Source organism: Micromonospora sp. NPDC048887, from assembly GCF_040649715.1.
GTDB lineage: Bacteria > Actinomycetota > Actinomycetes > Mycobacteriales > Micromonosporaceae > Micromonospora.
The window spans coordinates 1-22,896 of sequence record NZ_JBEZGA010000008.1; the positions used below are offsets into that span (position 1 = coordinate 1).

Genomic DNA, 22,896 nt, shown 5'->3' on the forward strand with positions numbered 1-22,896 from the left:
CGCGCCCGCTGAGCACCAGCGCGCACCACGGAGCACCGGGGGGCGGCGCGGGCGGCGGCGCGGCGGGCGGCGGGCGACGGTCGTCCGTCGCCCGCCGCGACGGGGTTCAGCGGTGCTGGTTCGGGTCCTCGCGGTCGAACCGCTGGGTGCGCTCGTCGTCGGCGCCCGGCGACGGCGCGCCCGGCTCGGCGGACTGGCGCGGGATCGCCTGCGTCGGGTCGGCCGACGGCGGCTGCCCGAACGGCGGCGCGGACTGCGGCGAGCCGTACTGCGGACCGGCGTACGGGACACCTGACTGCGGGTCGGCGGCCGGCGGACCGGACTGCGGCGCGTGCGGCGGCGCGGTGTTGAACGGCGGCGCCGTCTGCGGCTGGCCGTACGGGCCGGGCTGCTGCGGCCAGCCGGGCTGGGGCGAGCCGGCCTGCGGGTAGCCCGGGCCGGGCTGCTGCGGGTAGCCGCCCGGGCCGGGGTAGCCACCGGGCTGACCCGGCTGCTGCGGCCAGCCGGGCTGGGCCTGGCCGTACACGCCGGGCTGCGCCTTCGGCTTCGGCACGTAGTAGAGCGCGCGCCAGATCTTGAACACCACGAACGCGGCGACCGCGAAGATCGCCAGCCAGGCCGCGCGGGTCAGCAGGCCGAGGAACGCGTCGAGCACCTCACCGTCGGCGAGCCGGCCGACCAGCCAGATCAGGAACGTCAGCGCGCCGAACACGGCGGACACGGCGTACTCGACCAGCGCCACCTGCGTGATCATCCTGGCCTTCGGCACGACCGGGAGGACGACTGTGGAGATCAGGACGGCGAGCACCGGCAGGACCGTCGACTCCAGGCCGATGAAGGTGAAGTACGTGCTCCCGGCCCGGCCGCTGAACGTGCTGTAGTCGTCGACCGGCACGAGCAGGCGCAGCAGGCCGACGAAGAGAATCACGGCGTTGGCGCCGAGAAGGACGAGCGCGGCCAGTTCGCGCAACGGTTTGATCAACTGGCTGGCCTGCGCGGCGTCGCCGGACGCGGGCTCGGCGGGGCTGGTCACGGACTCCCCCAGGGGACGAAAGCGGACAGTTGCCGAAGTGAGCGTAGTCTCTCCGGCCACCGGACGATCGACGGCGGCGCGTGCGGAAGGATGGACGCCATGCGCATCGTGGTACTGACCGGCGGCATCGGGGGCGCCCGTTTCCTGCTCGGCGTTCGGGCGTACGCCCGCGAGGTGGGCGCCGAGGTGACCGCCGTGGTGAACGTCGGCGACGATCTGCTGCTGCACGGGCTGAAGGTCTGCCCCGACCTGGACAGCGTGCTCTACACGCTCGGCGGCGGCGCCGACCCGGAGCGGGGCTGGGGCCGGGCGGGCGAGACCTGGACGGTGAAGAACGAGCTGGCCGCGTACGGCGCGGAGCCGAGCTGGTTCGGTCTCGGCGACAAGGACATCGCCACCCACCTCGTGCGCACCACGATGCTCAACGCCGGCTACCCGCTGTCCCAGGTGACCGAGGCGCTGGCGGCCCGCTGGCAACCGGGCGTACGGCTGCTGCCGGCCACCGACGACCGCCTGGAGACCCACGCCGTCGTCTCCGACGAGCAGGGCCGGCGGGCGATCCACTTCCAGGAGTGGTGGGTGCGGTACCGGGCCGACGTACCCACCGACCGGTTCGTCTTCGTCGGCGCCGACGCGGCGAAGCCCGCGCCCGGCGTGGTCGAGGCGGTCGCCGCCGCGGACGTGGTGCTGATCGCGCCCAGCAACCCGGTGGTGAGCATCGCCCCGGTGCTGGCGGTGCCCGGCCTGCGCGACGCGGTGGCCGGCGGCCCGGCCCCGGTGATCGGGGTGTCGCCGATCATCGGCGGCGCGCCGGTACGCGGCATGGCCGACCGCTGCCTCGCCGTGCTCGGCGTGGAGTGCGGCGCGGCCGGCGTGGGCGGCCTCTACGGCGCCCGGTCGGCGGGCGGGCTGCTCGACGGCTGGCTGGTCGCCCCGGAGGACGAGGGCACCGTGGTGCCGGGCGTGACGGTCCGCGCGGCGCCGCTGTGGATGACCGACGAGGCGGCGACCGCCGCGATGGTGCGCGCCGCGCTGGAGCTGATGTGAGGCTGGAGATCCTGCCGGTGCCGGGCATCGGCGACGTGACCGAGGGCGACGACCTGGCGGCGCTGATCACCGGCGCGGCGCCCTGGCTGCGCGACCACGACGTGCTGGTGGTCACCAGCAAGATCGTGTCGAAGGCGGAGGGCCGGCTGGTCGACGTGCCGGCCGACGGCCCGGAACGGCTCGCCGAGCGGGACCGCATCCTGGCCGCCGAGACCGCCCGGGTGGTGGCGACCCGGGGCGCGACCCGGATCGTGCAGACCCACCACGGGTTCGTGATGGCCTCGGCCGGCATCGACGCCTCGAACGTGGACAAGACCCGGCTGGTGCTGCTGCCTGTCGACCCGGACGCGTCCGCCCGGGCGCTGCGCGACGCGCTGCGGGACAGGCACGGCCTCGACGTCGCCGTGATCGTCAGCGACACCATGGGCCGGCCGTGGCGCAACGGGCTCACCGACGTGGCGCTCGGCGTGGCCGGCATGCCGGCGATCCGCGACCACCGGGGCGAGGTCGACCCGTACGGCAACGAGCTGTTCGTCACCCAGATGGCCGTGGTCGACGAACTGGCCGGCGCCGGCGAGCTGATCAAGGGCAAGTGCGACCAGGTCCCGGTCGCTGTGGTGCGGGGCTACCTCACCGCGACGCGGGACGACGACGAGGGCGCACGCACGCTCGTCCGCGACGCCTCGATGGACCTGTTCTCGCTCGGCACCGCCGAGGCGCGCGCCGCCGGTCTGCGGGCGGCGGCGACACTCGCCGACCGGGTCGGTGCCGAACCCGCGGGCGCGGACGCGGTGCGGCGGGCGATCGACGCGGTGGCCGACGTGGTCGCGCCGGGCACTGTGTTCACCCACGTCACCGACGACGAGGTACGCGACGGGCTCGCCGCCACGGTGCCCGGCTGGCCCGCCTCGGCCACCGGCCTGCTGCTCGGCGCGGCGCCCACCCCTGTCGGCCGGGCGGACCTGGTCCGGTTCGGCGCGGACCTGCAACGCCTGCGCGCCGCGCTGGCCGCCGAGGGGATCGACTCGACGTTGCTTCCGCCCCCGTCCGGCAGCACCGCGAGCGCCACGCTGGCGCTCTGACTCCGGCGGGCGCGCTCAGGCGTCCAGGACTGCTCGGCCCAGCGGGGTCAGCGTGTGCAGGACGGTGTTGCGGTCGCGTCGGCTGACCAGCAGCCCCGCGTTGCGCAGCACCGTGGTGTGCTGGCTGGCCGCGGCGGCCGAGATGCGCAGCTTGCGTGCCATCTCGCCGGTGGTGCAGCCGCCGTCGGCGGCCTGGAGCACCCGGGAGCGGGTGCGGCCGAGCAGGGCGGCCAGCGCCTCGCCCTGCTGTGGTTCCCCGGCGACCGAGCCGGACGTCAGGCCCGCGAGCCGGTCGACCGGGTAGACCAGCACCGGGGGCAGGGTCGGGTCGACGAGCGCCACCGGGGTACGCGAGCAGAAGAACGACGGCACGAGCAGCAGCCCCCGGCCGTCCAGGTGCAGTTCCCGGGTGTCCGGGTAGTCGAGCACCTCCAGCACGCCCGAATCCCAGCGCATGTTCGGCCGCAGGCTGGCCAGCAGCCCTTCGGCGCCGCCGTCGAGCATGGCGCGGGCACGCCGGGCCCGGTCCGCCTCGACCGCCGCCTGCACCCGGGACCAGTACGGCGTGACGGCCAGCGACTGGTACCGCGCCATCGCGCCGGTCAGGTGGTGCAGCGTCTCCGGCTCGCCACGGGCGAGCGCGGTGGCCGAGGACGGCAGGGCGTTCTCCCCGGCCAGCAGCGTCAGGTCGCGGCGCAGCATGTCGACGGGGGTGCCCCGGATCGCTTCCAGGCCGGCCTGGAAGCCGTCCCGGCTGGCGAACGGGGTGAGGAAGTCGGGGAAGTAGCCGCGTGGCGGATTGAGCGCCAGCAGAAGGCGGTACTGCTCGGCGTCGGTGTCGGTGCGCAGTCCGTGCGCCACTGTGCGCCGCCAGGTGGTCATCATCGGGTCACGACCGCGCCCCTGGAGCAGGTGCAGGCTGAGGACCAACTCCCACAGGGGGTCCGCGGCCGGGGCGACCCGGGTCCGCAGGACGTCCTCGCCGGAGAAAATGATCTTCAACATGGATTGCTCCCGTGCGGACGGCGGGGGTGCCAGCCACACTCCGACTGTACCCGCCGGTACTAATCTCCATCTTTAAGCGTGAGATGAAAAACCTCGACGCTGGGCGGGCCGGTTCGGCAAACTCTCTGTTGCCTGCCGACGCCGGGGAGCGACATCGATCCGGTCGCCGGCTGACGGGCGTGGCCGGGCGGCACCACGAGGGTCTGCGGCATCAGTCGCAGGGGTGCCGCCCGGCCCTCGCTCATCCGATCCAGAGCGCCACCCGATGGTCCTCGTCGGTGACGTAATAGCAGCGCCCGGCCAGCTCGGCCAGCCCCTCCACGTGATGGAACGGCGCCAGCTCCGCGACCACCTCCCCCGCCACCAGCGCGTCCCCGCCCGCGTCGTGCCGGAACCGCACGTGCCGGGAGGTCACCTCGCCGCCGTGCGGGTGGTCGTCCAGCAGCACCGAACCCTTGCCCAGCGCGTCGATCGACCCGGTCACCGCCGCGTAGCCGCCGTCGCCGGTCGGCGTGATCGCGCGGAAGCCGGCGAGCGCACCGGGCGGCGTCACACCGGTCAGCGCGTACGCCCCGAGCGCCCGCGGGTCACCCGAGTGCTCCGGGTCGTCGAACATCTCCGGTACGCCGGCCATCTCGACGTAGACCGGCTCCCCCTCGGCGGTCACCGGGAAACGCAGGCCGAGCAGCGCCGTACCGGCCGGCGTGAAAGCCGCCGCCTCGACGTTGATCGGCAGGTCGCCGTCGGCGAGCCGGGTCACCCAGCTCTTGGCGCGGGCGGTGCCCCGGGCCAGTGTCTCCACGATGAACCGCTGCCGGACCCGGTCGCCCGGTGGCAGTAGCGTCAGCGGGGCGGCGGCGAGCGCGTCGTTGACCGCCCGGTGCAGCCGGAAACGGTTGCGCACCACGTGCACCGGCAGCGGCCCGGCCACGGCGTCGTCCTCCCGGAACCGGGCCACGAACGCGCGCCGGGGCCGCAGCGGGCCGCCCTTGGAGCCGAAGTGCGAGCCGAAGACGTACACCCAGCCGTCGTGGTGGGCCAGTGCCTCGCCGTCCTCGGTGCGGCCGTTCTCCCGCCCGGCGTCGGCGGCCACGTGGTGCGCCTCCCAGTGGCCGTCGTCGAGTTCCAGCAGCAGCGCCAGGCACTGTTCGACAGGCCCCTCGTCCAGCACGGTCCAGAAGCCGCGGCGCGCGCCGTGCGCCCGCAGCAGCGCGGCCGACCGCACCGGCAGGAGGTCGCTCGCCTCGTTGCCGGCCACCAGGAACTCGACGAGTCGCAGGGTCACCGCGTCAGGGTACGAAGCCGGCGCTCGTAGAGTGTCCGGGTGCCTGATCTCACCCCGTACACCGAGCTGCACGCCGACGCCGTCGCGACGCTGAGCCGCTGGACGGCGACCAGCCCCGCCGCCGACGCGGCCCGGACCCGGACCCTGGCGCTGCTGGCCGACGGGCCGGTGGCGATGAGCCGCGCGCACCGGGCCGGGCACGTCACCGCGAGCGCGCTGGTGCTCGGCCCGGACGGCCGGGTGCTGCTCTGCCTGCACGGCAAGATCCGCAGGTGGATGCAGCTCGGCGGGCACTGCGAGCCCGGCGACCGGACGCTTGTGGGCGCCGCGCTGCGCGAGGCCACCGAGGAGTCCGGCATCACCGGCCTGACCGTCGAGCCGCAACCGATCGACGTGGACATCCACCAGGTCGCCTGTCAGGGCGGGTCGTTCCACTACGACGTCCGGTACGCCGCGCTGGCCCCGGCGGGAGCGGTCGAGCGGGTCAGCGCGGAGTCCGAGGCGCTCGGCTGGTTCCCGCCGGACCGGCTACCCGAGCCGCTCGCCCACGCCACCGCGCAGCTCGTGCGGCCGGCCCTCGCGGTGCTGGCCCGCCACGCCGGCCGCTGAGCGGCGGCGCCCCGACGCGCCGCCGGGCGCGTTCCACACTCCAGCGGCGCGTCGCGCGGCGGATCAGACCAGGCCCTCCTCGCCGCGTTCCTTCAGCTCGTCCACGATCCTCTTCACGTCCTGCGCGCGGTCACGCGGGCAGACCAGCAGCGCGTCCGGGGTGTCCACCACGATCAGATCGTGCACCCCCACGGTGGCCACCAGCCGGCCGGAGTGCGGCACCACGACGGTGCCTGTGGTGTCGTGCAGCAGCACGCCCGGCTTCGCGTCCCCGCCCAGCACCACGTTGCCGGCGCCGTCGGCGGGCAGCACCTCGCCGAGCGTGTGGAAGTCGCCGACGTCGTTCCAGCCGAAGTCGCCGGGCACGGTGCCGACCCGCCCGGCCGTCGCCGCGCCCTCCATCACCGCGTAGTCGACCGAGATCCGGGGCAGCGTCGGCCAGACCCGGCCCAGCACGTCGTCCTGCTCCGGCGTGCCCCAGGCCGCCGCGATGGCGGTGATCCCGGCGTGCAGCTCCGGCTGCTGGCGGGCCAGCTCGGCCAGGAAGACGTCCACCCGCCAGACGAACATGCTGGCGTTCCAGAGGTGCCGGCCGGAGCGGACGTAGACTTCCGCCACCTCGGCGGCCGGCTTCTCCTTGAACTCGCGTACCGGGCGCAGCGGGCCGTCCCCGACCGGCTCGCCGGTCTCCAGGTAGCCGTAGCCGGTCTCCGGGCGCGTCGGGGTGATGCCCACTGTCATCAGCAGCCCCTGCTCCGCGCCCCGGATGGCCTGCCGCACCACCTCGGCCAGCCGGGCCGGGTCACCGATCAGGTGATCGGCGGCGAACGAGCCCATCACCGCGTCCGGCGTCCGGGTGGCGATCACCGCGGCGGCCAGCGCGATCGCCGCGCAGGAGTCGCGCGGAGAGGGCTCGACCAGGAGGTTCTCCTCCGGCAGACCCGCCAGTTGCCGAGCCACCGCCGCGGCGTGCGCGGCCCCGGTGACCACGAGCGTGCGCTCCGGCGTGGTCAACGGCGACAACCGGTCGACAGTGGCCTGCAACAGCGAGGCGGGGGTGCCGGTCAGCGGGTGGAGGAATTTGGGGTGGCCGGCACGGGACAACGGCCACAACCTTGTGCCGCTGCCGCCCGCCGGGATGACGGCGTAGAACATCAGCACATCATGCCCGAAGCGGGCGAGCCGTCACGGTCGGTCGCCCGGGACTCAGGAGCGGGCCCGACGCCACGCCGCGATGTGCACCTCGGCGCTGGACTCCCAGGTGAACTCCTTGGCCCGGTCGAAGCCGGCCTTGGCCAGGGACAGCCGCCGCTGCTCGTCGTCCAGCAGGGCGCCCAGGTCGGTGGCGATCTGGTCCGGGTCCTCGCTGGTGTAGGCGACCGCGTCGCCGCCCACCTCGGGCAGGGACAGGCGCGGCGTGGTGAGCACCGGGGCGGCGCACGCCATCGCCTCCAGGATCGGCAGGCCGAAGCCCTCGCCGTACGAGGGGTAGGCCGCCACCAGCGCGCCGCCGAGGAAGCCGGGCAGGTCGGCGTAGCGCAGGTAGCCGGGACGCAGCAGCCGCAGGTGCGACGGCACCTCGGCCACCGCGCGGTCGATGTCGTCGTCGTGGCCCTGACCGCCGGCCACCACCAGCGCGGGCGGGTTCGGCCGGTCGGCCACCGCCCGGGCCCAGCCGCGGATCAGGTTGGGTACGTTCTTGCGCGGCTCCTTGGCCCCGAGGAACGCGATGTAGCTGCTGTCGCCCAGCCCCAGGCGGGCCCGGACGCGTGCCTTCTCCTCGTCGCCCGGCGCGTGGAACGCGTCCTGGTCGACGCCGTGGTAGGCGACGTCGATCCGGGTCGGGTCGGCGTCCAGCAGGCGGATCAGCTCGTCGCGGGTCGCCTTGCTCGGCACGATCACCCGGCCGGCGCGGCGCAGCGAGGTCTTGATCGCGCTGCGGAAGAACGTCCGGCGCGACTTGTCGTAGTGCTCCGGCTCGGTGAAGAACGTCGCGTCGTGCACGGTGACAGTCACCGGGCAGCCGGCCCGCAGCGGGCAGGTGTAGAACGGCGAGTGCAGCACCTCGGCGCCGACCTGCTGGGCCAGCAGCGGCAGGCCGGTCTGCTCCCAGGCCAGCCGCGCCGGCCGGTGCGCCACCGCTGCCGGGGCGGGGATCACCTCCGCGCCGGGCAGCATCCGGGAGTAGCGCTCCAGGTCGGTGCGGAGGCTGACCACGGCCAGGTCGATGCTGGTGCCGCAGACCCGGCCCAGCGCGCCGAGCAGTCCGTCGACGTATCTACCGACGCCGCCACGGTCGGCGGGGACACTCGTGGCGTCGATGAGAACGCGGGGCGGGCGACCGGCGGTCACGGGGCGACTCCTCAGATGGCGCGGTTGTGGGAAAGAACACTTTCGGCAAGCCTACGCCGGGCCGGGCGCCAGGCGCTGACCGCGACCCGACGGTACGCCGACTTGTCGCTGTCATCGAGTACGCACGCGGGGCGCGTATCGTTCGCGCCGATGGCCGACAACATTGCCCGGGTGTTCGCCGACGCGATCGCGCCCGACCCCACCCGACCGCTGCTGACCTGGTACGACGACGCCACCGGCGAACGCACCGAACTCTCCGGGGCGACACTCGCGAACTGGGTGGCGAAGACCGCCAACCTGCTCACCGACGAGGTGGGCGCCGCGCCCGGCGACGCGGCCGGGGTGCTGCTGCCGCCGCACTGGCAGACCGCCGCCGTGCTGCTCGGCTGCTGGTCGGCGAAGCTGACCGTGGTCGGCACGCCGGGGCCGGTGGAGGCGCTGTTCGTGGCCGTCGACCGGGCGGACGAGGCAGCCGGTTGGCCGGCCGGCGAGCGGTACGCGCTGGCGCTCGACCCGTTCGCACTGCCGATGCGGCAGGTGCCGGCGGGCTGCGCGGACTTCGTCACCGCGGTACGCGGACACGGCGACCACTTCACGCCGGACCCGTCCGGCGGGGAAGCGGACGCGGCGCTGCTGGCCCGGGCGGCGGTCCGCGCCACCGAGCTGGGCCTGACTCCGGGCGACCGCCTCCTGGTCGACGTGACCACTCACCCCGACCCGGTCGACTGGCTGCTCACCCCGCTCACGGCGGGAGCCAGCGTGGTCGCGTGCGCCCACCCCGACCCGGCTCGCCTTGAGGCGCGCTCCACAACCGAGAAGACCACGCACACCCTGGCCTGAGCCCGCCCCGCCCCTCTCCCTGTTGATCTTGCACCTTCGGCCCTCGGTACGGGGGATTCACCCCTTTCGCCGGGGCGGAAAGTGCAAGATCAGCGAGGGCGACAGGGCTGATCAGCCAGGGGCGACGGGGCTGTCGGTGGTGGAACGGCGCTGGGCGAGGGCGGCGAACGCCGTCAGGGACTCGGGGTTGGCCAGGGCGCCCTTGGCCGCCGCGCGGTCGACGGGGGTGCCCGTCAGGATCTTCTTCACCGGCACCTCCAGCTTCTTCGCGCTCAGCGTGCGGGGCACGGCCCGGACCTGGTGGATCTCGTCCGGCACGTGCCGGGGCGACAGCGCGGTACGCAGCTCCCGGCAGATCTTCTTCCGCATGTCGTCGTCGAGTTCCAGGCCCTCGGCGAGCACCACGAACAGCAGCAGCTCACCCGCGCCGCCCTCGTCGTCCTCCAGGTGCACGACCACCGAGTCGACCACCTCGTCCAGCCCTTCGACCACCGAGTAGAACTCCGCGGTGCCCAGCCGTACCCCACCCCGGTTGAGCGTGGCGTCGGACCGCCCGGTGATCACGCATCCGCCGCGCTCGTTCACCGTGATCCAGTCGCCGTGCCGCCACACGCCGGGATAGACCTCGAAGTACGCCTCCCGGTAGCGGGCGCCGTCCGGGTCGTTCCAGAACCCGACCGGCATGCTCGGCATCGGCTCGGTGATCACCAGCTCGCCGAGCTGCCCGATCACCGCGCTGCCGTCGGCGGAACGGGCCTCCACCTTCGCGCCGAGCGCCCGGCAGGCGATCTCCCCCGCGTACACCGGCAGCAGCGGCACGCCGCCGACGAAGCCGGTGCACACGTCCGTGCCGCCGGACAGCGACTGGAGCTGGAGGCGGTCGCTCACGTTCTCGTACACCCAGGTGAAGCCCTCGGCCGGCAGCGGCGCGCCGGTCGAGCCGAGGCCGCGCACCGCGGACAGGTCGGCGACCTCGCGCGGCACCAGGCCGGCCTTGCGGCAGGCCAGCAGGAACGGCGCGGACGTGCCGAAGTACGTGGTGCCGGTGTCGGCGGCCAGCCGCCACAGCGCGCCCAGGTCGGGGTGGCCCGGGTTGCCGTCGAACAGCACGATCGCCGCGCCCACCGCCGGGCCGGAGACCAGGAAGTTCCACATCATCCAGCCGGTGGTGGTGAACCAGAGGAACCGGTCGGCCGGACCCAGGTCGTGGTGCAGCGCCAGCATCTTGAGGTGTTCCAGCAGGATGCCGCCGTGGCCGTGCACGATCGGCTTGGGCAGGCCGGTGGTGCCGGAGGAGTAGAGCACGTAGAGCGGGTGGTCGAAGGCGACCGGGGTGAACGTCAGCGGCTCGTCGGTGGGCGCCGCAAGCTCCGCCCACGGCAGCGCGCCGTCGGGGGCCGGGCCGTCCGGATCGAGGTACGCGACGGCGACGGTGTGCCGCAGCGACGGCAGCGCGGCCCGGATCGCGGCCACCTCGGCGCGCCTGTCGACCGGCTTGTCGCCGTAGCGGTAGCCGTCGACGGCGACCAGCACCGTCGGCTCGATCTGCTGCCAGCGGTCGGTGACGCTGCGGGTGCCGAACTCGGGCGCGCAGGAGGAGAAGATCGCGCCCAGGCTGGCGGTGGCGAGCAGCAGGACGTACGTCTCCGGGATGTTCGGCGCGTACGCGGCCACCCGGTCGCCCGGTCCCACGCCGAGGCGGCGCAGCCCGGCGGCCACCCGGCGGACCCGCTCGCGCAGCTCGGCCGCGGTGAGCGTCTCCGGCGCGCGGGTCTGCCCGTGCGCGATCACCGCCGGGTCGTCGTCGTCCAGCCCCGGCATGCGCAGCACGTTCTCGGCGTAGTTCAGCGTCGCGCCGGGGAACCAGCGGGTGCCCGGCATGGCCCGGTCGGTGAGCGTGGCGGTCGGCGGGGTGTGCGCGACCACGTCGAAGTAGTCCCAGATCGAGCGCCAGAACGCGTCCAGGTCGGTCACCGACCACTGCCACAGCGCGTCGTAGTCGGCGAACTCCAGCCCGCGGTGCTCGGCCAGCCAGCGCAGGTAGTCACCGATCCGGGACCGCTCCCGCACGTCCGCCGGCGGCGTCCACAGCACGTCAGCCACTGTTCCACCCTCCCCTGGGCCCGCCACGACGGTGTGCCGGAGCCGTGGCGCCATCTTGCCCTACCTCGTGCCGCCATTGTCCGCGCCGGGTGCGCCGTACGGGGCGTGCCCCGCCCACACCCCGTACCCCCACCCCATGTGGCCCACATGGAAGGAAGGGCCCCCTCTTAACGCCTCGTGCAGAGGAAGGGCCCCCTGTTAACACCTCACTCCCGCGGGGGTCCGCCGCCGGACGGCGGGGGCAGCGTGCGTGCCCGGGTGTTAATAGGGGGCCCTTCCTCTACCGCAGGCGTTAAGAGGGGGCCCTTCCTTACACCTCAGCCGGCGCGGTGGGCCTGGATCGCGCGGCGCCGGGCGAGCCGGTGCGCGCGCCGGATCTCGGCCTCCCGGAAGCGGCGTTCGTCCTCCGGCGTCTCGGGCAGCACCGGGCGGACCGGCCGTGGCGCACCGCCCACGTCGACGCCCACGAAGACCAGGTACGCGGTGGCGACCCGCACCGGCTCCTCCTCGGCCGAGTCCCAGCGCTCGCCGACCACCCTCACCCCGACCTCCATCGAGGTCTGGCCGGTCCAGTTGACCTGTGCGTGGGCGTGCACGAGATCGCCCACCCGGACCGGCTCGGAGAAGACGATCTCGTCGATGGACGCGGTCACCGCGGTGCCGCCGCTGTGCCGCGCCGCCGCCGCGCCGGCAACGTCGTCCACGAATTTCATCAGTACCCCACCGTGCACGGTCCCGTACAGATTGACATCGACCGCGGTCATGATGCGACTGAGCGTGACGCGGGAGTACGACGTGGGCTTACCCGGCGGGACCGCGGGATGATCTGTCATGCCGAAAACGGTACGGTGCGCGGATGCGACATCTCTGGAGCTTCCTCGCCGGGTTGGCGGTGGCGCCTGTCACCTGGGTGCTCGTCACGCTCGGTCAGGACGGATCTGAGCGGACCGTCGACCGCTGGGTGGAGATCGGGACGTACAGCACACCGAACCTGATCGAGCCGGCCGTCTATCTGGGCGTCGCCGGCATCCTGCTCGGTCTGCTCGGCACGTTGCGTTTCTCGCCGTTCGGCCCGCTGGTGGCCGGCCTGCTGCTCGCCGCCCCGTACGTCGGGCTGTTCGTCGCGCCGTTCAGCGTGCGGGACCGGGTGCCGGACGACCTGAAGCTGCTCGGTGACCCGCTGCCGCTGCGCGAGCCGCTGGACAACGGCACCCTGTTCCTCATCGGCGTGCTGCTGCTGATGGCCGTGTTCAGCACGAGCCGGTGGCGGCGTCCCGCCACACCCCCGGCGGCCGGGGCGGAGCTGACCCCGGCCGTCGCGCCGGTGGAGCACAAGCCGACGCTCACCGACTGGCCCCCGGCCGACGCGCCGAAGGACCCGGACACCGCGCCGCTCACGCTGGCCTATCCCGAGACCCCCACCGAACCCCTGCCCCGCCGTACCGGCGGCGAGTCGCCCTGGTCCGCGCCCCCGCGCGGCGCCGGGCGGCCGGAGGGCACCGAGACCCGTTGACGAGCGCGGGCGGGCCGGTACGCCGGCCCGCCCGCCCGAACGCCGGTGGTCAGCCCTTCAGCAGCTGACGGGCCATCACGATCCGCTGGACCTGGTTCGTGCCCTCGTAGATCTGGGTGATCTTTGCGTCGCGCATCATCCGCTCGACCGGGTAGTCACGGGTGTAGCCGTAGCCGCCGAGCAACTGGACCGCGTCCGTGGTGATCTCCATGGCGGCGTCCGAGGCGAAGCACTTGGCGGCCGCGCCGAAGTAGGTCAGGTCCGCGTCGCCGCGCTCGGACTTGCCGGCGGCGGTGTACGTGAGCTGCCGCGCCGCCTCCAGCTTCATGCCCATGTCGGCGAGCATGAACTGGATGCCCTGGAACTCGGCGACCGGCTTGCCGAACTGCTTGCGCTCCTGGACGTAGCCCTTGGCGTAGTCCAACGCGCCCTGCGCGATGCCGACCGCCTGGGCGGCGATGGTGACCCGGGTGTGATCCAGCGTCTTCATGGCGGTGGCGAAGCCGGTGCCCTCGGCGCCGATCATGCGGTCGGCCGGGATACGCACGTTGTCGAAGTAGACCTCCCGGGTGGGCGAGCCCTTGATGCCGAGCTTCTTCTCCGGGGCACCGAAGCTGACGCCCGGGTCGGACTTCTCCACCACGAACGCGGAGATGCCCCTCGACCGGGCTGTGGGATCGGTCACGGCGAACACCGTGTAGTACTCGGACACGCCCGCGTTGGTGATCCACCGCTTCACGCCGTTGAGCACCCAGTGGTCTCCGTCACGTACCGCCTTGGTCGTCATCGAGGCGGCGTCGCTGCCCGCCTCCGGCTCGGAGAGGCAGTAGGAGAACATGCCGTCCCCGGCCGCGACCGGGGTGAGGTACTTGCGCTTCAGCTCCTCGGAGCCGGCCAGCAGCAGTGGCATGGTGCCCAGCTTGTTCACCGCCGGGATCAGCGAGGACGACGCGCAGGCCCGCGCCACCTCCTCGATCACGATGGCCGTGGCCAGCGCATCCGCGCCGGCGCCGCCGTACTCGACAGGGATGTGCGGGGCGTGGAAGTCGGCCGCGCGCAGGGCCTCGTACGACGCCTTCGGGAACTCACCTGTCTCGTCCGCCTCGGCGGCGCGCGGAGCCACCTTGGCCGCACAGACCTCACGGACCGCCTCCCGGATCGCCTCGTGCTCCTCCGGCAACCGATAGACGTCGAACGACTGCTCTGCGGCCATGTCGGCCCTCCCCTTCCACCGCTATCATGCGCAGTCTGTGCCGCCCGAGGGCCGACGACTGCCGCAAACTGAAGGATAGCCACCGGTCCCGGCCGGACCTTACCGGCGGGTAGGCTCGCGCCCGAGCCTCGCCCGCCCGACCCGATTACCCTCACAGCAGACATCCAGTTCCCTCGGTGCCCGGCCTCGGCGCCCCAGCAGAATGCGACGCGTGGAAGCGCCGCCAGTGCGAGCGGAGAAGACAGGCGTGACGATTCCGTACCCGAACACCCAGCCGATGCCCGCCATCGCCGCGGTGACCCCGCCGTCCGGCGCCGCCCGCCCGCGGGTGACCTTCCTCGGCACCGGCTACCTCGGTGCGACCTACGCCATCTGCTACGCGGAACTGGGCTACGAGGTGCTCGGCTTCGACGTCGACGCGGACAAGATCGCCAAGCTGAACGCGGGCGAGGTGCCGATCCACGAGCCGGGCCTCGACGAGCTGCTGCGCCGCAACCTGGCCGCCGGCCGGCTGCGGTTCAGCACCGACATCCAGGAGACCGCCGACTTCGGCGACGTCCACTTCATCTGCGTCGGCACCCCGCAGCGGGCCGACGGCATGGGCGCCGACCTGTCGTACGTCGAGGCGTCCGTGACGAGCCTCGCCCAGCACCTGACCCGTAAGGCGCTGATCGTCGGCAAGTCCACCGTGCCGGTGGGCACCGCCGAGTGGGTGGAGCAGCTCGTCGGCAAGCACACCCCGGCCGACCTCGGCGTCGAGGTGGCGTGGAGCCCCGAGTTCCTCCAGGAGGGCTTCGCCGTCGACGACGTGCTGCGTCCGAACCGGATCGTGGTCGGCGTCAAGAGCGAGTGGGCAAACGGCATGCTCTTCGCCGCCCACAAGGGCGTCTTCGACCTCGCCGCCACCGAGGACCGCGAGGTGCCGCTGGTGGTCACCGACTTCGCCACCGCCGAGTTGGTAAAGGTCGCCGCGAACGCGTTCCTCGCCACCAAGATCTCCTTCATCAACGCGATGGCCGAGGTCTGCGAGGCGGCCGGCGGCGACGTGACCCAGCTCGCCCGCTCGATCGGCTACGACCCGCGCATCGGCAACCGCTTCCTCCAGGCCGGGCTCGGCTTCGGCGGCGCCTGCCTGCCCAAGGACATCCGCGCCTTCCAGGCCCGCGCCCAGGAACTGGGCGCCGGTGAGGCGTTGCGCTTCCTGCACGAGGTCGACCTGATCAACCAGCGCCGCCGCAGCCGCGTGGTGCAGCTCGCCGCCGAACTGCTCGGCCGCCGTTCCGGCCCGGCCGGCCCGGACCTGTCCGGCACCCGGGTCGCGGTGCTCGGCGCCACGTTCAAACCCAACACCGATGACGTACGCGACGCGCCGGCGCTCGCGGTCGCCTCGCTGCTCGGCAAGGCCGGCGCCGACGTGCACGTGTTCGACCCGCAGGGGATCGAGAACGCGCGCCGGGCGGTGCCCGAGCTGGCGTACGAGGAGAGCATGAACGACGCGGTCCGTGGCGCCGACCTGGTCTGCGTGCTCACCGAGTGGGCCGAGTTCCGCAACGCCGACCCGGTGGCCCTGGGCGAGCTGGCGAACGGCCGCAAGGTGGTCGACGGGCGCAACTGCCTCGACTCCACACTGTGGACACAGGCCGGCTGGGAGTACCGCGGCATGGGCCGCCCCTGACCCGCTGACCAGCTGGACCGGCCCGCCGGGGACACCTCCCCGACCGGGCCGGTCCTTTTTGTTGTCCGGAACGCGGCGGCAACTGTCGAAATCCCGGCCCACTCAAGGCATGCTGCCTCTGGGAGGTCCACAGTGCGGAGGCACGGGCGGACGGGAGACTGTCGTGGAGAGCTTCAGGTGCGCTTCGTGCGGGCAGGACATCAAGCCCGCCGTCGTCTGCCCGCACTGCGGCGCGCCCCAGCAGCAGTGGTCCGAGCACCTGGCCGACATCGAGCGCTCGATCGCCGAGATGAAGGCCCGCGACGCCGAGATCGCCCGGGAACAGCGGCAGATCGCCGCCAAGATGCAGGCTGCCCTCTTCCAGCGGGACATCCTCGCGCACGCCGGTGAGGAACGGATCCGGCAGGCCACCCGGCCGCGCCGGGTGCTGCGCCGGCGGGCCGGCCGCCGCCCGCCCACCGCCGCCACCGGCGCGCCGCCCCGGGTGCCCCGCCAGGGCACCCCGCCGCCCGGCCCGGAGGACCTGCCCCCGTCGCCGCCGCGCGGTCGCCCGCGCTGGCTCGACGCGGACGATCCGGAGCACCCGCCCGAGGCGTCCTCGCGGGAGGTGCAGAACATCCCGCTCGGGCTGGGCGCGCTCCTGCTCGGCGTCGCCGCGGTGGTCTTCGCCGCGGTCGCCACCAGCTCGATGGACGCGCTGGCCCGGCTCGGCGTGCTGCTGGTGGCGACGGCACTGATGCTGCTCGCCCCGCCGGTGCTGGCCCGGCGCGGGCTGACCTCCACCGCCGAGACCATCGCCGCGGTCGGGTTGCTGCTGGTGCCGCTGGCCGGGTACGCGCTCTGGGCCGTCGACCGGATCGGCGGCGACGGGACGGGCGCCGCCTTCGCCGGCACGATCTTCCTGGTCACCACGCTCGTCGCACTCGGATACGCGTACGGCACCGGTCTGCGCGCACCACGCTTCGCCACGGTGCTGGCCGCCCAGCCGGTGCTGCCCCTGCTGGCGTACGGGCGGATCACCGGGCCGGTCGGCTGGGCGCTGGTGCTGACCGTGGTGGCGGTGCTCGACCTGGCGCTGGCGCGCTCGGCGGTGGTACGCGAGCGGCCCGTCCGGCGTGACCTGCCCGCCACCGGGCCGGTACCGCCCGGCCCGCCCCGGCAGCGCGCCGAGGACGACCGGCCCGAGTCGGCCCCGGAGGAGTCCGCCGAGGTGCTGGGCGGTGAGACGCCGCCGGGTCCGGCCGTCACCGCCCGGCCGGTGCCCTGGCTGCCCGAGCTGACCTGGCTGCTGCACGGCGTGGCGGTCGCGGTCGCGCTGGCGTACGCGGTCACCGGCCTGCTGCGCGCCACCACGGTGCCGCCGGCCGCCGCAGCGGGCACGGTGCTGCTGCTCGCCGCCCTGGTCGCGCTGGCCGGGACGCTCGTGCTGCGCCGGCCGCCGCTGCCGGACGTCGGCGCCGCCGTCCTCACACTGGCGGTCATCGGCGCGCTCGGGCGGGTCGCCTCGGTGGCCCTGCCCGGCCGGTCCCTGCTGCTCATCTCCGCCGTCATCGCGTTGACCGGGCTCGCCGTCCGGGCCGTACCGGAGTCGGCCCGGCGTGGTCCGCAGATCGCGTCGGCGGTGGCGCTCACGGTCAGCGGTTTGGTGGTCGCCGGTGGCGCGCTGCGCGCCGGGCTGGCCCCGGCCCGGGCCGCGTTGCCCGCCTGGTCGGCGGACCTGAGCGGATGGCACGCCGAGCTGGCCCGGGCGGTCGGGCCGACCGGCTGGCAGCTGGCGGCCAGCGCGTTGCTGCTCACCGTCGCCGCCGTGATCGCCCTGCCGGCCGAGATCCGGCGCGAGTTCGCTGTGGTCGGGGCGGCGCTCACCGCGCTCGCCGTACCCGCCTCGCTCGGTCTGGGCTGGGCGGCGGCCTGCTGGCCGATGCTGCTGACCGCGGTCGCGATCGGCGTGCTCGGGCTGACCGCCCGCACGGAACGGGCCGCTGTGGCGCACGCGGTGACAGCGGCCGGGCTCGGCCTGGTCGGCGCGGGTGCGGCGCTCGGCCGCCCGGCCCTCACCGCCGCCGCGCTGACGGTGCTGTTCCTGGCCGGGGCGCTGGTGTCCCTCGCCCCCCGGGTCCGGCTCGCCGCCGCCGCGACCGAGACCGTGTGCGCCTGGGCGGCGGGCGGCGCGGCGTTCGCCCTGCCCGGCGCCGTCGCCGCGTTCGTCGCCGCCACGGTGCCGACGCCGCCGGTCGCCACACCGGCGAACCTGCGCGAGATCACCGTGCCGATCCTCGCGGCGAGCTTCCTCGCCGTCTGCGTCACGCTCGGCTACGCCGCCCTGGTGCAGGTGGCGCAGCGGCACCTGAGCATGCCGCACGCGCTCGGCACGGTGCTGGGCACGGTGGCAGTCGCCGCCGCCGCGTTCGGCGCGCCGGGCACGACCTCGGCCGACGCCTGGGTGGGCGGGCTGCTCCTGGTCGCCGCCGCGTTGCTGGCGCTCTCCCCGCGCATCGACGCCGGGCGTCGCGCCGACATGTCCCTCGACGGGTCCGACCTGGCCCTTGCCGCCACCACTGTGGCGCTGGTCGCCACACTGGCCCGGATCGCCGCGGTGCTCGCCCCCGGTGGTCAGCTCGTGGTGGCCTCCGCGCTGGTGCTGCTGGTGGCGGTGGCCGCGCGTGCGCTGCCCGAGGAGTGGCGGCGCGGCCCGATCCTCGGCATCGCCGCCGGTGGCACCCTGATCGGCCTGATCGCCGCCTGGAGCGCCCTGCGCGGCGGGCTCGGCGTGCTCGCCACCCCCGGCCCGATCTGGGCCGGTGACCTGACCGGCTGGCCGGCCGCGCCGACCGGCGGTTCGACCTGGCAGGCCCCGGTCGCGCTGGCGCTGCTGGCGGTCACCGCGGCCATCCTGCTGCCGCCACCCTGGAAGTACGACGTCTCCGGCCTGGCCGCCGTGCTCGCCACTGTGGGCGCCCCGGCCGCGTTCGACCTGCCCTGGTGGTCCCCGGTGCTGGTCGGCTGCATGGTGGCCACCGTCTACGGCATGGCGGCCGCGGCCTCTGTCGACCCCCGGGCCGCGCTGTCCCGGGCCACAGTGGCCGGGGTGGTGGCGCTGCACGCCGCCGGGGCCGGGCTGGTACGCCCGTGGACCACCGCGCTGGCGCTGGGCAGCATCGCCCTGATCGGCGCGACGGTGGCCGCCGTGGCGCGGACGCTCGCGCCGTCGCTCGTCGACGACGTACGCACCGAGGGCATGCCGCCACACCTGGTGCAGGTCGGCGGCGCGGGTGCCGGAGCCGCGCTGCTCGCCGCGCCCGGCGCGGTGGCCGCGCTGGCAGTCGAGTACGGCCGCCCACCCCAGGTGGTGCTCACCGCCGCGCTCGCCGCCGCCAGCATCGGTCTGGCCGCGATCGCGGCGGTACGCCGGCAGGTGCCGCAATACCTTCCGTACGCCAGCGTCGCGGTGGTCGGCGCGGCCACCGTCACCGCCGCCGCCGCGCTCGCGGTCGGGCTGCCGGCCGGCGTGTTCGCCGCCGCCGCCGCGCTGCTCGGTGTGCTCGCCGAACTGGTACGGGCCGCCACCGTCCCGCCCGCCGGTTCGGGCCGGCCGGTACGCCGCTGGACCGTGCTGCTCAACGGGGCGCTACGGCGTGCCCCGGACGATCCGGAGCTGCGCTGGCGGGTCAGCCCGGCCGCCGGAGCGCTGGCCGCCGCGGCGCTACCCGTCGCCCTGGCGCTGGCCACCCTGGCCCCGTCGCTCGTGGTGGCGTTGTTCTCGCCGTTCACGGTGCTGAAGCGGGTGTGGCAGGGGCCGCCGCCGGAGTTGCTGACGCCGCCGCCGAACGCGGTGAACCCCACGCACGTGCTCACCGCGCTGCTGTTGACCGTGACCGCGGCGCTCGCCGCCACCGGGTTCAGTGGCGGCCGGCGGTCCCGGGCGGTGCCGGTGATCCTGCCCGGGGCGGCGATCACGCTGCTGATCACGCCGGTGGCGCTCGGCCGTGGCTGGCCGGTGACCGCGCTGGCCGCGCTGGCGGTGTTCACCATCTCGATGCTCGGGCTGGCGCTGACCCCGCCGCCGGCGCTGGCCGAGCCGGGCCGGTCGATCCGGGTGGCCCGGGTGCTGGTCTTCGCGCTCGGCCTCGCCGCCGGTGGCGCCGGGCTCGCGGGCAGCCTGGCCACGAGCGACCTGACGGTGTTCACGCTGGGCGGGGCGGTCGGTGTGGGCACTGTCGCCGCGCTGTTCGGCACCACCCAGCGGGCCCGCATCCTGGGCTGGCTGTTCGGCTCGGTGATGGCGCAGCTGTTCGTGCTCACGGTCGGCCTGAAGTCCGGGCTGGCGGCGGTCTGGTCCGCGTTCGGGGTGCTCGCGGTCGGCGCGGCGTTGCAGGTGTTCGCCGCCACGCTGCCACGGCTGCGCCGTCCCGAGGCGTACCAGGAGGCGGCCACAGTCGAGTGGAGCGGCTACGGGGCGGCGCTCATCGCGCTGGCGCTGGCGTACGACTCGCCCCGGCACATCGCCGCACTGCTGGCCGCCTGGGGCGCGGTCCTCGGGGTGGCGGCCAGCCGTCCGGGGCGGCGGCCGATGGAACGCAACCTGCTGTTCTGGGCGGTCGTGGCCTGTGAGATCAGCGCCTGGTGGATTCTGATGCGGGTGGCCGACGTGGCGCTGCCGGAGGCCTACACGCTGCCGTTCGCCGCGCTCGCCCTCCTGGTCGGCGTGCTGCAACTGCGGCACCGGCCCGACCTGTCGAGCTGGGTGGCGTACGGCCCGGCGCTGGTCACCGCGTTCCTGCCCACGCTGGCGATCGTGATCGCCACCGACTCCGGCATGCTGCGTCAGGTGCTGCTGCTGCTCGGTGCCGTCGCAGTGCTGATCTTCGGCTCGACCAGCCGGCAGCAGGCCCCGGTGATCGTGGGCGCGGCGGTGACCGCGATCGCGGCCGTGCACGCGCTGTTCAGCCTCGGCCCGTGGCTGGTGCTGATCCCGGTCGGCATCGTGCTGCTGGTGCTCGGCGCGAGCAACGAGCGCCGACGCCGCGCTCAGGAGCGTCTCCAGACCGCACTACGCGGCATGCGGTGAGCCGGCCGGACTCAGCCGGTCGCGGGCTAGCCATGACCGGCTGAGCCCAGCCGTGACGGCCGGGCCCTCAGGCACGCGGCAGCACGCCCGACCCACGCGCCTGCCCATCACAGTCCGTGTCGGCTAGCTGCGGCCGGCATGGCACCCTGCGCCGACTTTGCTCTGCACCCACGGAAGCAGCGGCCACTCGCAGTGACATGAGCGGCCGCCGAGCGATTTGCAGCGAAACGCCGCGCCGCAGGTCAGAGCCACGCTGCGCCGATGGCTGCAGAGCAAAGTAGGCGGAGGGCATCCACTCCGGCCCGCTGGGCCGGTCACGCTGAGCGACCATCCGGATTGAGTACGCTGAGTGACGAGCGGTCAGGCCAGGGAGGCGCGCAGCGCGGCTTCCTTCTCGGCGACCAGGTCCTCCAGGCCCGCCTGGTAGGCGGCCATCTTCTCGCGCAGCACCGGATCGGAGGCACCCAGGATGCGTACCGCGAGCAGGCCGGCGTTGCGGGCGTTGCCGATCGACACGGTGGCGACCGGCACGCCGGCCGGCATCTGCACGATGGACAGCAGCGAGTCCATGCCGTCCAGGTACTTCAGCGGCACCGGGACGCCGATCACCGGCAACGGGGTGACCGAGGCGACCATGCCGGGCAGGTGGGCCGCTCCGCCCGCGCCCGCGATGATCACCTGGACCCCACGATCGGCGGCGGACCGGCCGTACTCGATCATCTTGACCGGCGTGCGGTGCGCCGAGACCACACCCACCTCGTACGGCACGCCGAACTCGTCGAGCGCCTCGGCGGCGGCCCGCATGACCGGCCAGTCCGAGTCGCTGCCCATGATCAGCCCGACGGTGCTCATCAGTGCCCCTCCTGGAGCCAGCGGGCGGCACGCGCGGCCCGGGCCCGTACCTCGGCCAGGTCGTTGCCGAGCACAGTGACGTGCCCGATCTTGCGGCCCGGGCGGACCTGCTTGCCGTAGAGGTGGACCTTGGCCCCGGGCTCGGCGGCGAACAGGTGGTGCAGCCGCTCGTCGATGGAGATGCCGCCCGGCTCGCCGCCGAGCACGTTCGCCATCACCACGACCGGCGCGGTCAGCGAGGTGTCCCCCATCGGGTAGTCGAGCACCGCCCGCAGGTGCTGCTCGAACTGCGAGGTCCGGGCCCCCTCGATGGTCCAGTGCCCGGAGTTGTGCGGCCGCATCGCCAGCTCGTTGACGACAAGCCCGGACGGCGTGTCGAACAGCTCCACCGCGAGCAGGCCGACCACGCCGAGCGCGGTCGCGAGGTCGATGGCGAGCTGCTGCGCGGCAACGGCCTGCTCCTCCGGCAGGTCGGGCGCGGGTGCCAGCACCTCGACGCAGATGCCGTCACGCTGCACCGTCTCCACCACCGGGTACGCGGCGACCTGCCCGAACGGCGACCGCGCGACCTGCACGGCCAGCTCCCGGCGCAGCGCCACCCGCTCCTCCACCAGCAGCGGCGTACCTCCGGCGAGCAGCGTGGCGGCCAGCTCGCCGGCCCGGTCGGCGTCGTCGACCATCCAGACGCCGCGGCCGTCGTAGCCGCCCCGGGCGGCCTTGAGCACCACCGGCCAGCCGGCCTCCTCGCCGAAGGCGACCAGGTCGGCCGGGGACTCCACCGGGCGCCAGGAGGGATTCGGCGCGCCCAGCTCGCCGAGCCGCTCCCGCATCACCCGCTTGTCCTGCGCGTGCACCAGCGCCTCGGCCGGCGGGAACAGCTTCACACCCTCGTCGGTCAGCGCGCGGATGTACTCGTTGGGGACGTGCTCGTGGTCGAAGGTGACCACGTCGCAGCCCTTGGCGAAGGTACGCAGCGCGGCCAGGTCGGTGTGGTCGCCGTACTGGACGTCGGCGGCGACCAGCGCGGCGCCGTCGTCCGGGGCGAGCGCCAGCACGCGAAGCGACTGGCCGAGAGCGATGGCGGCCTGGTGGGTCATCCGGGCGAGCTGGCCGCCACCCACCATGCCCACGACGGGGAGACCGGTACGGGAGTCCATAGCGCCGCCAGCCTATAAGGGCCGGTGCCCGGCCGGACCGCGAGGGCGGCCCGGCCCACTCG

The 22,896-nt window shown here is 74.3% G+C and carries 17 protein-coding genes; 7 read left to right on the forward strand and 10 right to left on the reverse strand.

All coding sequences use genetic code 11. The annotated features are described in order from the left end of the window. Window positions 1-106: 106 nt before the first annotated feature. Window positions 107-1,033 (reverse strand): hypothetical protein, encoded by a 927-nt coding sequence (locus tag AB0C17_RS14435; protein ID WP_357478818.1) that lies wholly within the window; start codon window positions 1,031-1,033, stop codon window positions 107-109. A 99-nt stretch (window positions 1,034-1,132) separates the two neighbouring features. On the opposite strand from AB0C17_RS14435, the gene cofD reads away from it, so the two are divergent. Both cofD and AB0C17_RS14445 read left to right on the forward strand, forming a co-directional pair. Further along, window positions 1,133-2,080 carry a 2-phospho-L-lactate transferase gene (gene cofD, locus AB0C17_RS14440; RefSeq protein ID WP_357381786.1) on the forward strand — a complete coding sequence of 316 codons (948 nt, stop codon included), beginning with the start codon at window positions 1,133-1,135 and terminating at the stop codon, window positions 2,078-2,080. Beyond that, complete coding sequence (locus AB0C17_RS14445; RefSeq protein ID WP_357381784.1) at window positions 2,077-3,162, forward strand: coenzyme F420-0:L-glutamate ligase; 1,086 nt, start codon at window positions 2,077-2,079, stop codon at window positions 3,160-3,162. The genes cofD and AB0C17_RS14445 overlap by 4 nt, the downstream gene beginning before the upstream one ends. Window positions 3,163-3,177: 15 nt before the next feature. Here the strand turns inward: AB0C17_RS14445 and AB0C17_RS14450 are convergent, their stop codons facing one another. Both AB0C17_RS14450 and AB0C17_RS14455 read right to left on the reverse strand, forming a co-directional pair. Next, a complete protein-coding gene (locus AB0C17_RS14450; protein ID WP_357381782.1) occupies window positions 3,178-4,167 on the reverse strand; it encodes a winged helix-turn-helix domain-containing protein in 990 nt (329 codons plus the stop codon). A gap of 241 nt (window positions 4,168-4,408) precedes the next feature. Next, on the reverse strand, window positions 4,409-5,452 hold the full coding sequence (locus AB0C17_RS14455) for a hypothetical protein (protein WP_357470212.1): 1,044 nt from the start codon (window positions 5,450-5,452) through the stop codon (window positions 4,409-4,411). 39 nt (window positions 5,453-5,491) lie between these two features. Between AB0C17_RS14455 and AB0C17_RS14460 the strand changes: the two genes are divergently transcribed. Then, on the forward strand, window positions 5,492-6,061 hold the full coding sequence (locus AB0C17_RS14460) for an NUDIX domain-containing protein (protein ID WP_357470208.1): 570 nt from the start codon (window positions 5,492-5,494) through the stop codon (window positions 6,059-6,061). A 63-nt stretch (window positions 6,062-6,124) separates the two neighbouring features. On the opposite strand, the gene AB0C17_RS14465 is transcribed toward AB0C17_RS14460, so the two are convergent. Together AB0C17_RS14465 and AB0C17_RS14470 are read right to left on the reverse strand one after the other, a co-directional pair. After that, window positions 6,125-7,216 (reverse strand): sugar phosphate nucleotidyltransferase, encoded by a 1,092-nt coding sequence (locus tag AB0C17_RS14465; protein WP_357470205.1) that lies wholly within the window; start codon window positions 7,214-7,216, stop codon window positions 6,125-6,127. 51 nt (window positions 7,217-7,267) lie between these two features. Then, on the reverse strand, window positions 7,268-8,413 hold the full coding sequence (locus AB0C17_RS14470) for a glycosyltransferase family 1 protein (protein WP_357470202.1): 1,146 nt from the start codon (window positions 8,411-8,413) through the stop codon (window positions 7,268-7,270). A gap of 150 nt (window positions 8,414-8,563) precedes the next feature. Between AB0C17_RS14470 and AB0C17_RS14475 the strand changes: the two genes are divergently transcribed. Next, window positions 8,564-9,253 (forward strand): TIGR03089 family protein, encoded by a 690-nt coding sequence (locus tag AB0C17_RS14475; RefSeq protein ID WP_357381771.1) that lies wholly within the window; start codon window positions 8,564-8,566, stop codon window positions 9,251-9,253. A 111-nt stretch (window positions 9,254-9,364) separates the two neighbouring features. Here AB0C17_RS14475 and AB0C17_RS14480 read toward each other — a convergent pair whose 3' ends face one another. Together AB0C17_RS14480 and AB0C17_RS14485 are read right to left on the reverse strand one after the other, a co-directional pair. After that, a complete protein-coding gene (locus AB0C17_RS14480) occupies window positions 9,365-11,356 on the reverse strand; it encodes an acetoacetate--CoA ligase (RefSeq protein ID WP_357381769.1) in 1,992 nt (663 codons plus the stop codon). A gap of 317 nt (window positions 11,357-11,673) precedes the next feature. Further along, window positions 11,674-12,189, reverse strand: coding sequence for a hotdog domain-containing protein (locus AB0C17_RS14485; protein ID WP_357381767.1), 516 nt, complete (start codon window positions 12,187-12,189; stop codon window positions 11,674-11,676). Between the two features lie 23 nt (window positions 12,190-12,212). On the opposite strand from AB0C17_RS14485, the gene AB0C17_RS14490 reads away from it, so the two are divergent. After that, a complete protein-coding gene (locus AB0C17_RS14490) occupies window positions 12,213-12,869 on the forward strand; it encodes a hypothetical protein (protein WP_357381765.1) in 657 nt (218 codons plus the stop codon). A gap of 49 nt (window positions 12,870-12,918) precedes the next feature. Here the strand turns inward: AB0C17_RS14490 and AB0C17_RS14495 are convergent, their stop codons facing one another. Then, a complete protein-coding gene (locus AB0C17_RS14495) occupies window positions 12,919-14,082 on the reverse strand; it encodes an acyl-CoA dehydrogenase family protein (RefSeq protein ID WP_357381763.1) in 1,164 nt (387 codons plus the stop codon). A 247-nt stretch (window positions 14,083-14,329) separates the two neighbouring features. Here AB0C17_RS14495 and AB0C17_RS14500 point away from each other — a divergent pair, with 247 nt between their 5' ends. Beyond that, window positions 14,330-15,757 carry a UDP-glucose/GDP-mannose dehydrogenase family protein gene (locus AB0C17_RS14500; RefSeq protein WP_354865003.1) on the forward strand — a complete coding sequence of 476 codons (1,428 nt, stop codon included), beginning with the start codon at window positions 14,330-14,332 and terminating at the stop codon, window positions 15,755-15,757. A gap of 163 nt (window positions 15,758-15,920) precedes the next feature. Beyond that, on the forward strand, window positions 15,921-20,825 hold the full coding sequence (locus tag AB0C17_RS14505) for a permease (protein ID WP_357478821.1): 4,905 nt from the start codon (window positions 15,921-15,923) through the stop codon (window positions 20,823-20,825). A gap of 360 nt (window positions 20,826-21,185) precedes the next feature. On the opposite strand, the gene purE is transcribed toward AB0C17_RS14505, so the two are convergent. Together purE and AB0C17_RS14515 are read right to left on the reverse strand one after the other, a co-directional pair. Next, on the reverse strand, window positions 21,186-21,677 hold the full coding sequence (purE, locus tag AB0C17_RS14510; protein ID WP_357381758.1) for a 5-(carboxyamino)imidazole ribonucleotide mutase: 492 nt from the start codon (window positions 21,675-21,677) through the stop codon (window positions 21,186-21,188). After that, complete coding sequence (locus tag AB0C17_RS14515) at window positions 21,677-22,834, reverse strand: 5-(carboxyamino)imidazole ribonucleotide synthase (protein ID WP_357478824.1); 1,158 nt, start codon at window positions 22,832-22,834, stop codon at window positions 21,677-21,679. Before AB0C17_RS14515 ends, purE begins: the two co-directional genes overlap by 1 nt. Between the last annotated feature and the right edge of the window lie 62 nt (window positions 22,835-22,896).

Coding starts and splice junctions, on each gene's coding strand:
- cofD (WP_357381786.1), top strand. CDS start 1,133: ATGCGCATCGTGGTACTGACCGGCGGCATCGGGGGCGCCCGTTTCCTG.
- AB0C17_RS14450 (WP_357381782.1), bottom strand. CDS start 4,167: ATGTTGAAGATCATTTTCTCCGGCGAGGACGTCCTGCGGACCCGGGTC.
- AB0C17_RS14465 (WP_357470205.1), bottom strand. CDS start 7,216: ATGTTCTACGCCGTCATCCCGGCGGGCGGCAGCGGCACAAGGTTGTGG.
- AB0C17_RS14475 (WP_357381771.1), top strand. CDS start 8,564: ATGGCCGACAACATTGCCCGGGTGTTCGCCGACGCGATCGCGCCCGAC.
- AB0C17_RS14485 (WP_357381767.1), bottom strand. CDS start 12,189: ATGACAGATCATCCCGCGGTCCCGCCGGGTAAGCCCACGTCGTACTCC.
- AB0C17_RS14490 (WP_357381765.1), top strand. CDS start 12,213: ATGCGACATCTCTGGAGCTTCCTCGCCGGGTTGGCGGTGGCGCCTGTC.
- AB0C17_RS14495 (WP_357381763.1), bottom strand. CDS start 14,082: ATGGCCGCAGAGCAGTCGTTCGACGTCTATCGGTTGCCGGAGGAGCAC.
- purE (WP_357381758.1), bottom strand. CDS start 21,677: ATGAGCACCGTCGGGCTGATCATGGGCAGCGACTCGGACTGGCCGGTC.
- AB0C17_RS14515 (WP_357478824.1), bottom strand. CDS start 22,834: ATGGACTCCCGTACCGGTCTCCCCGTCGTGGGCATGGTGGGTGGCGGC.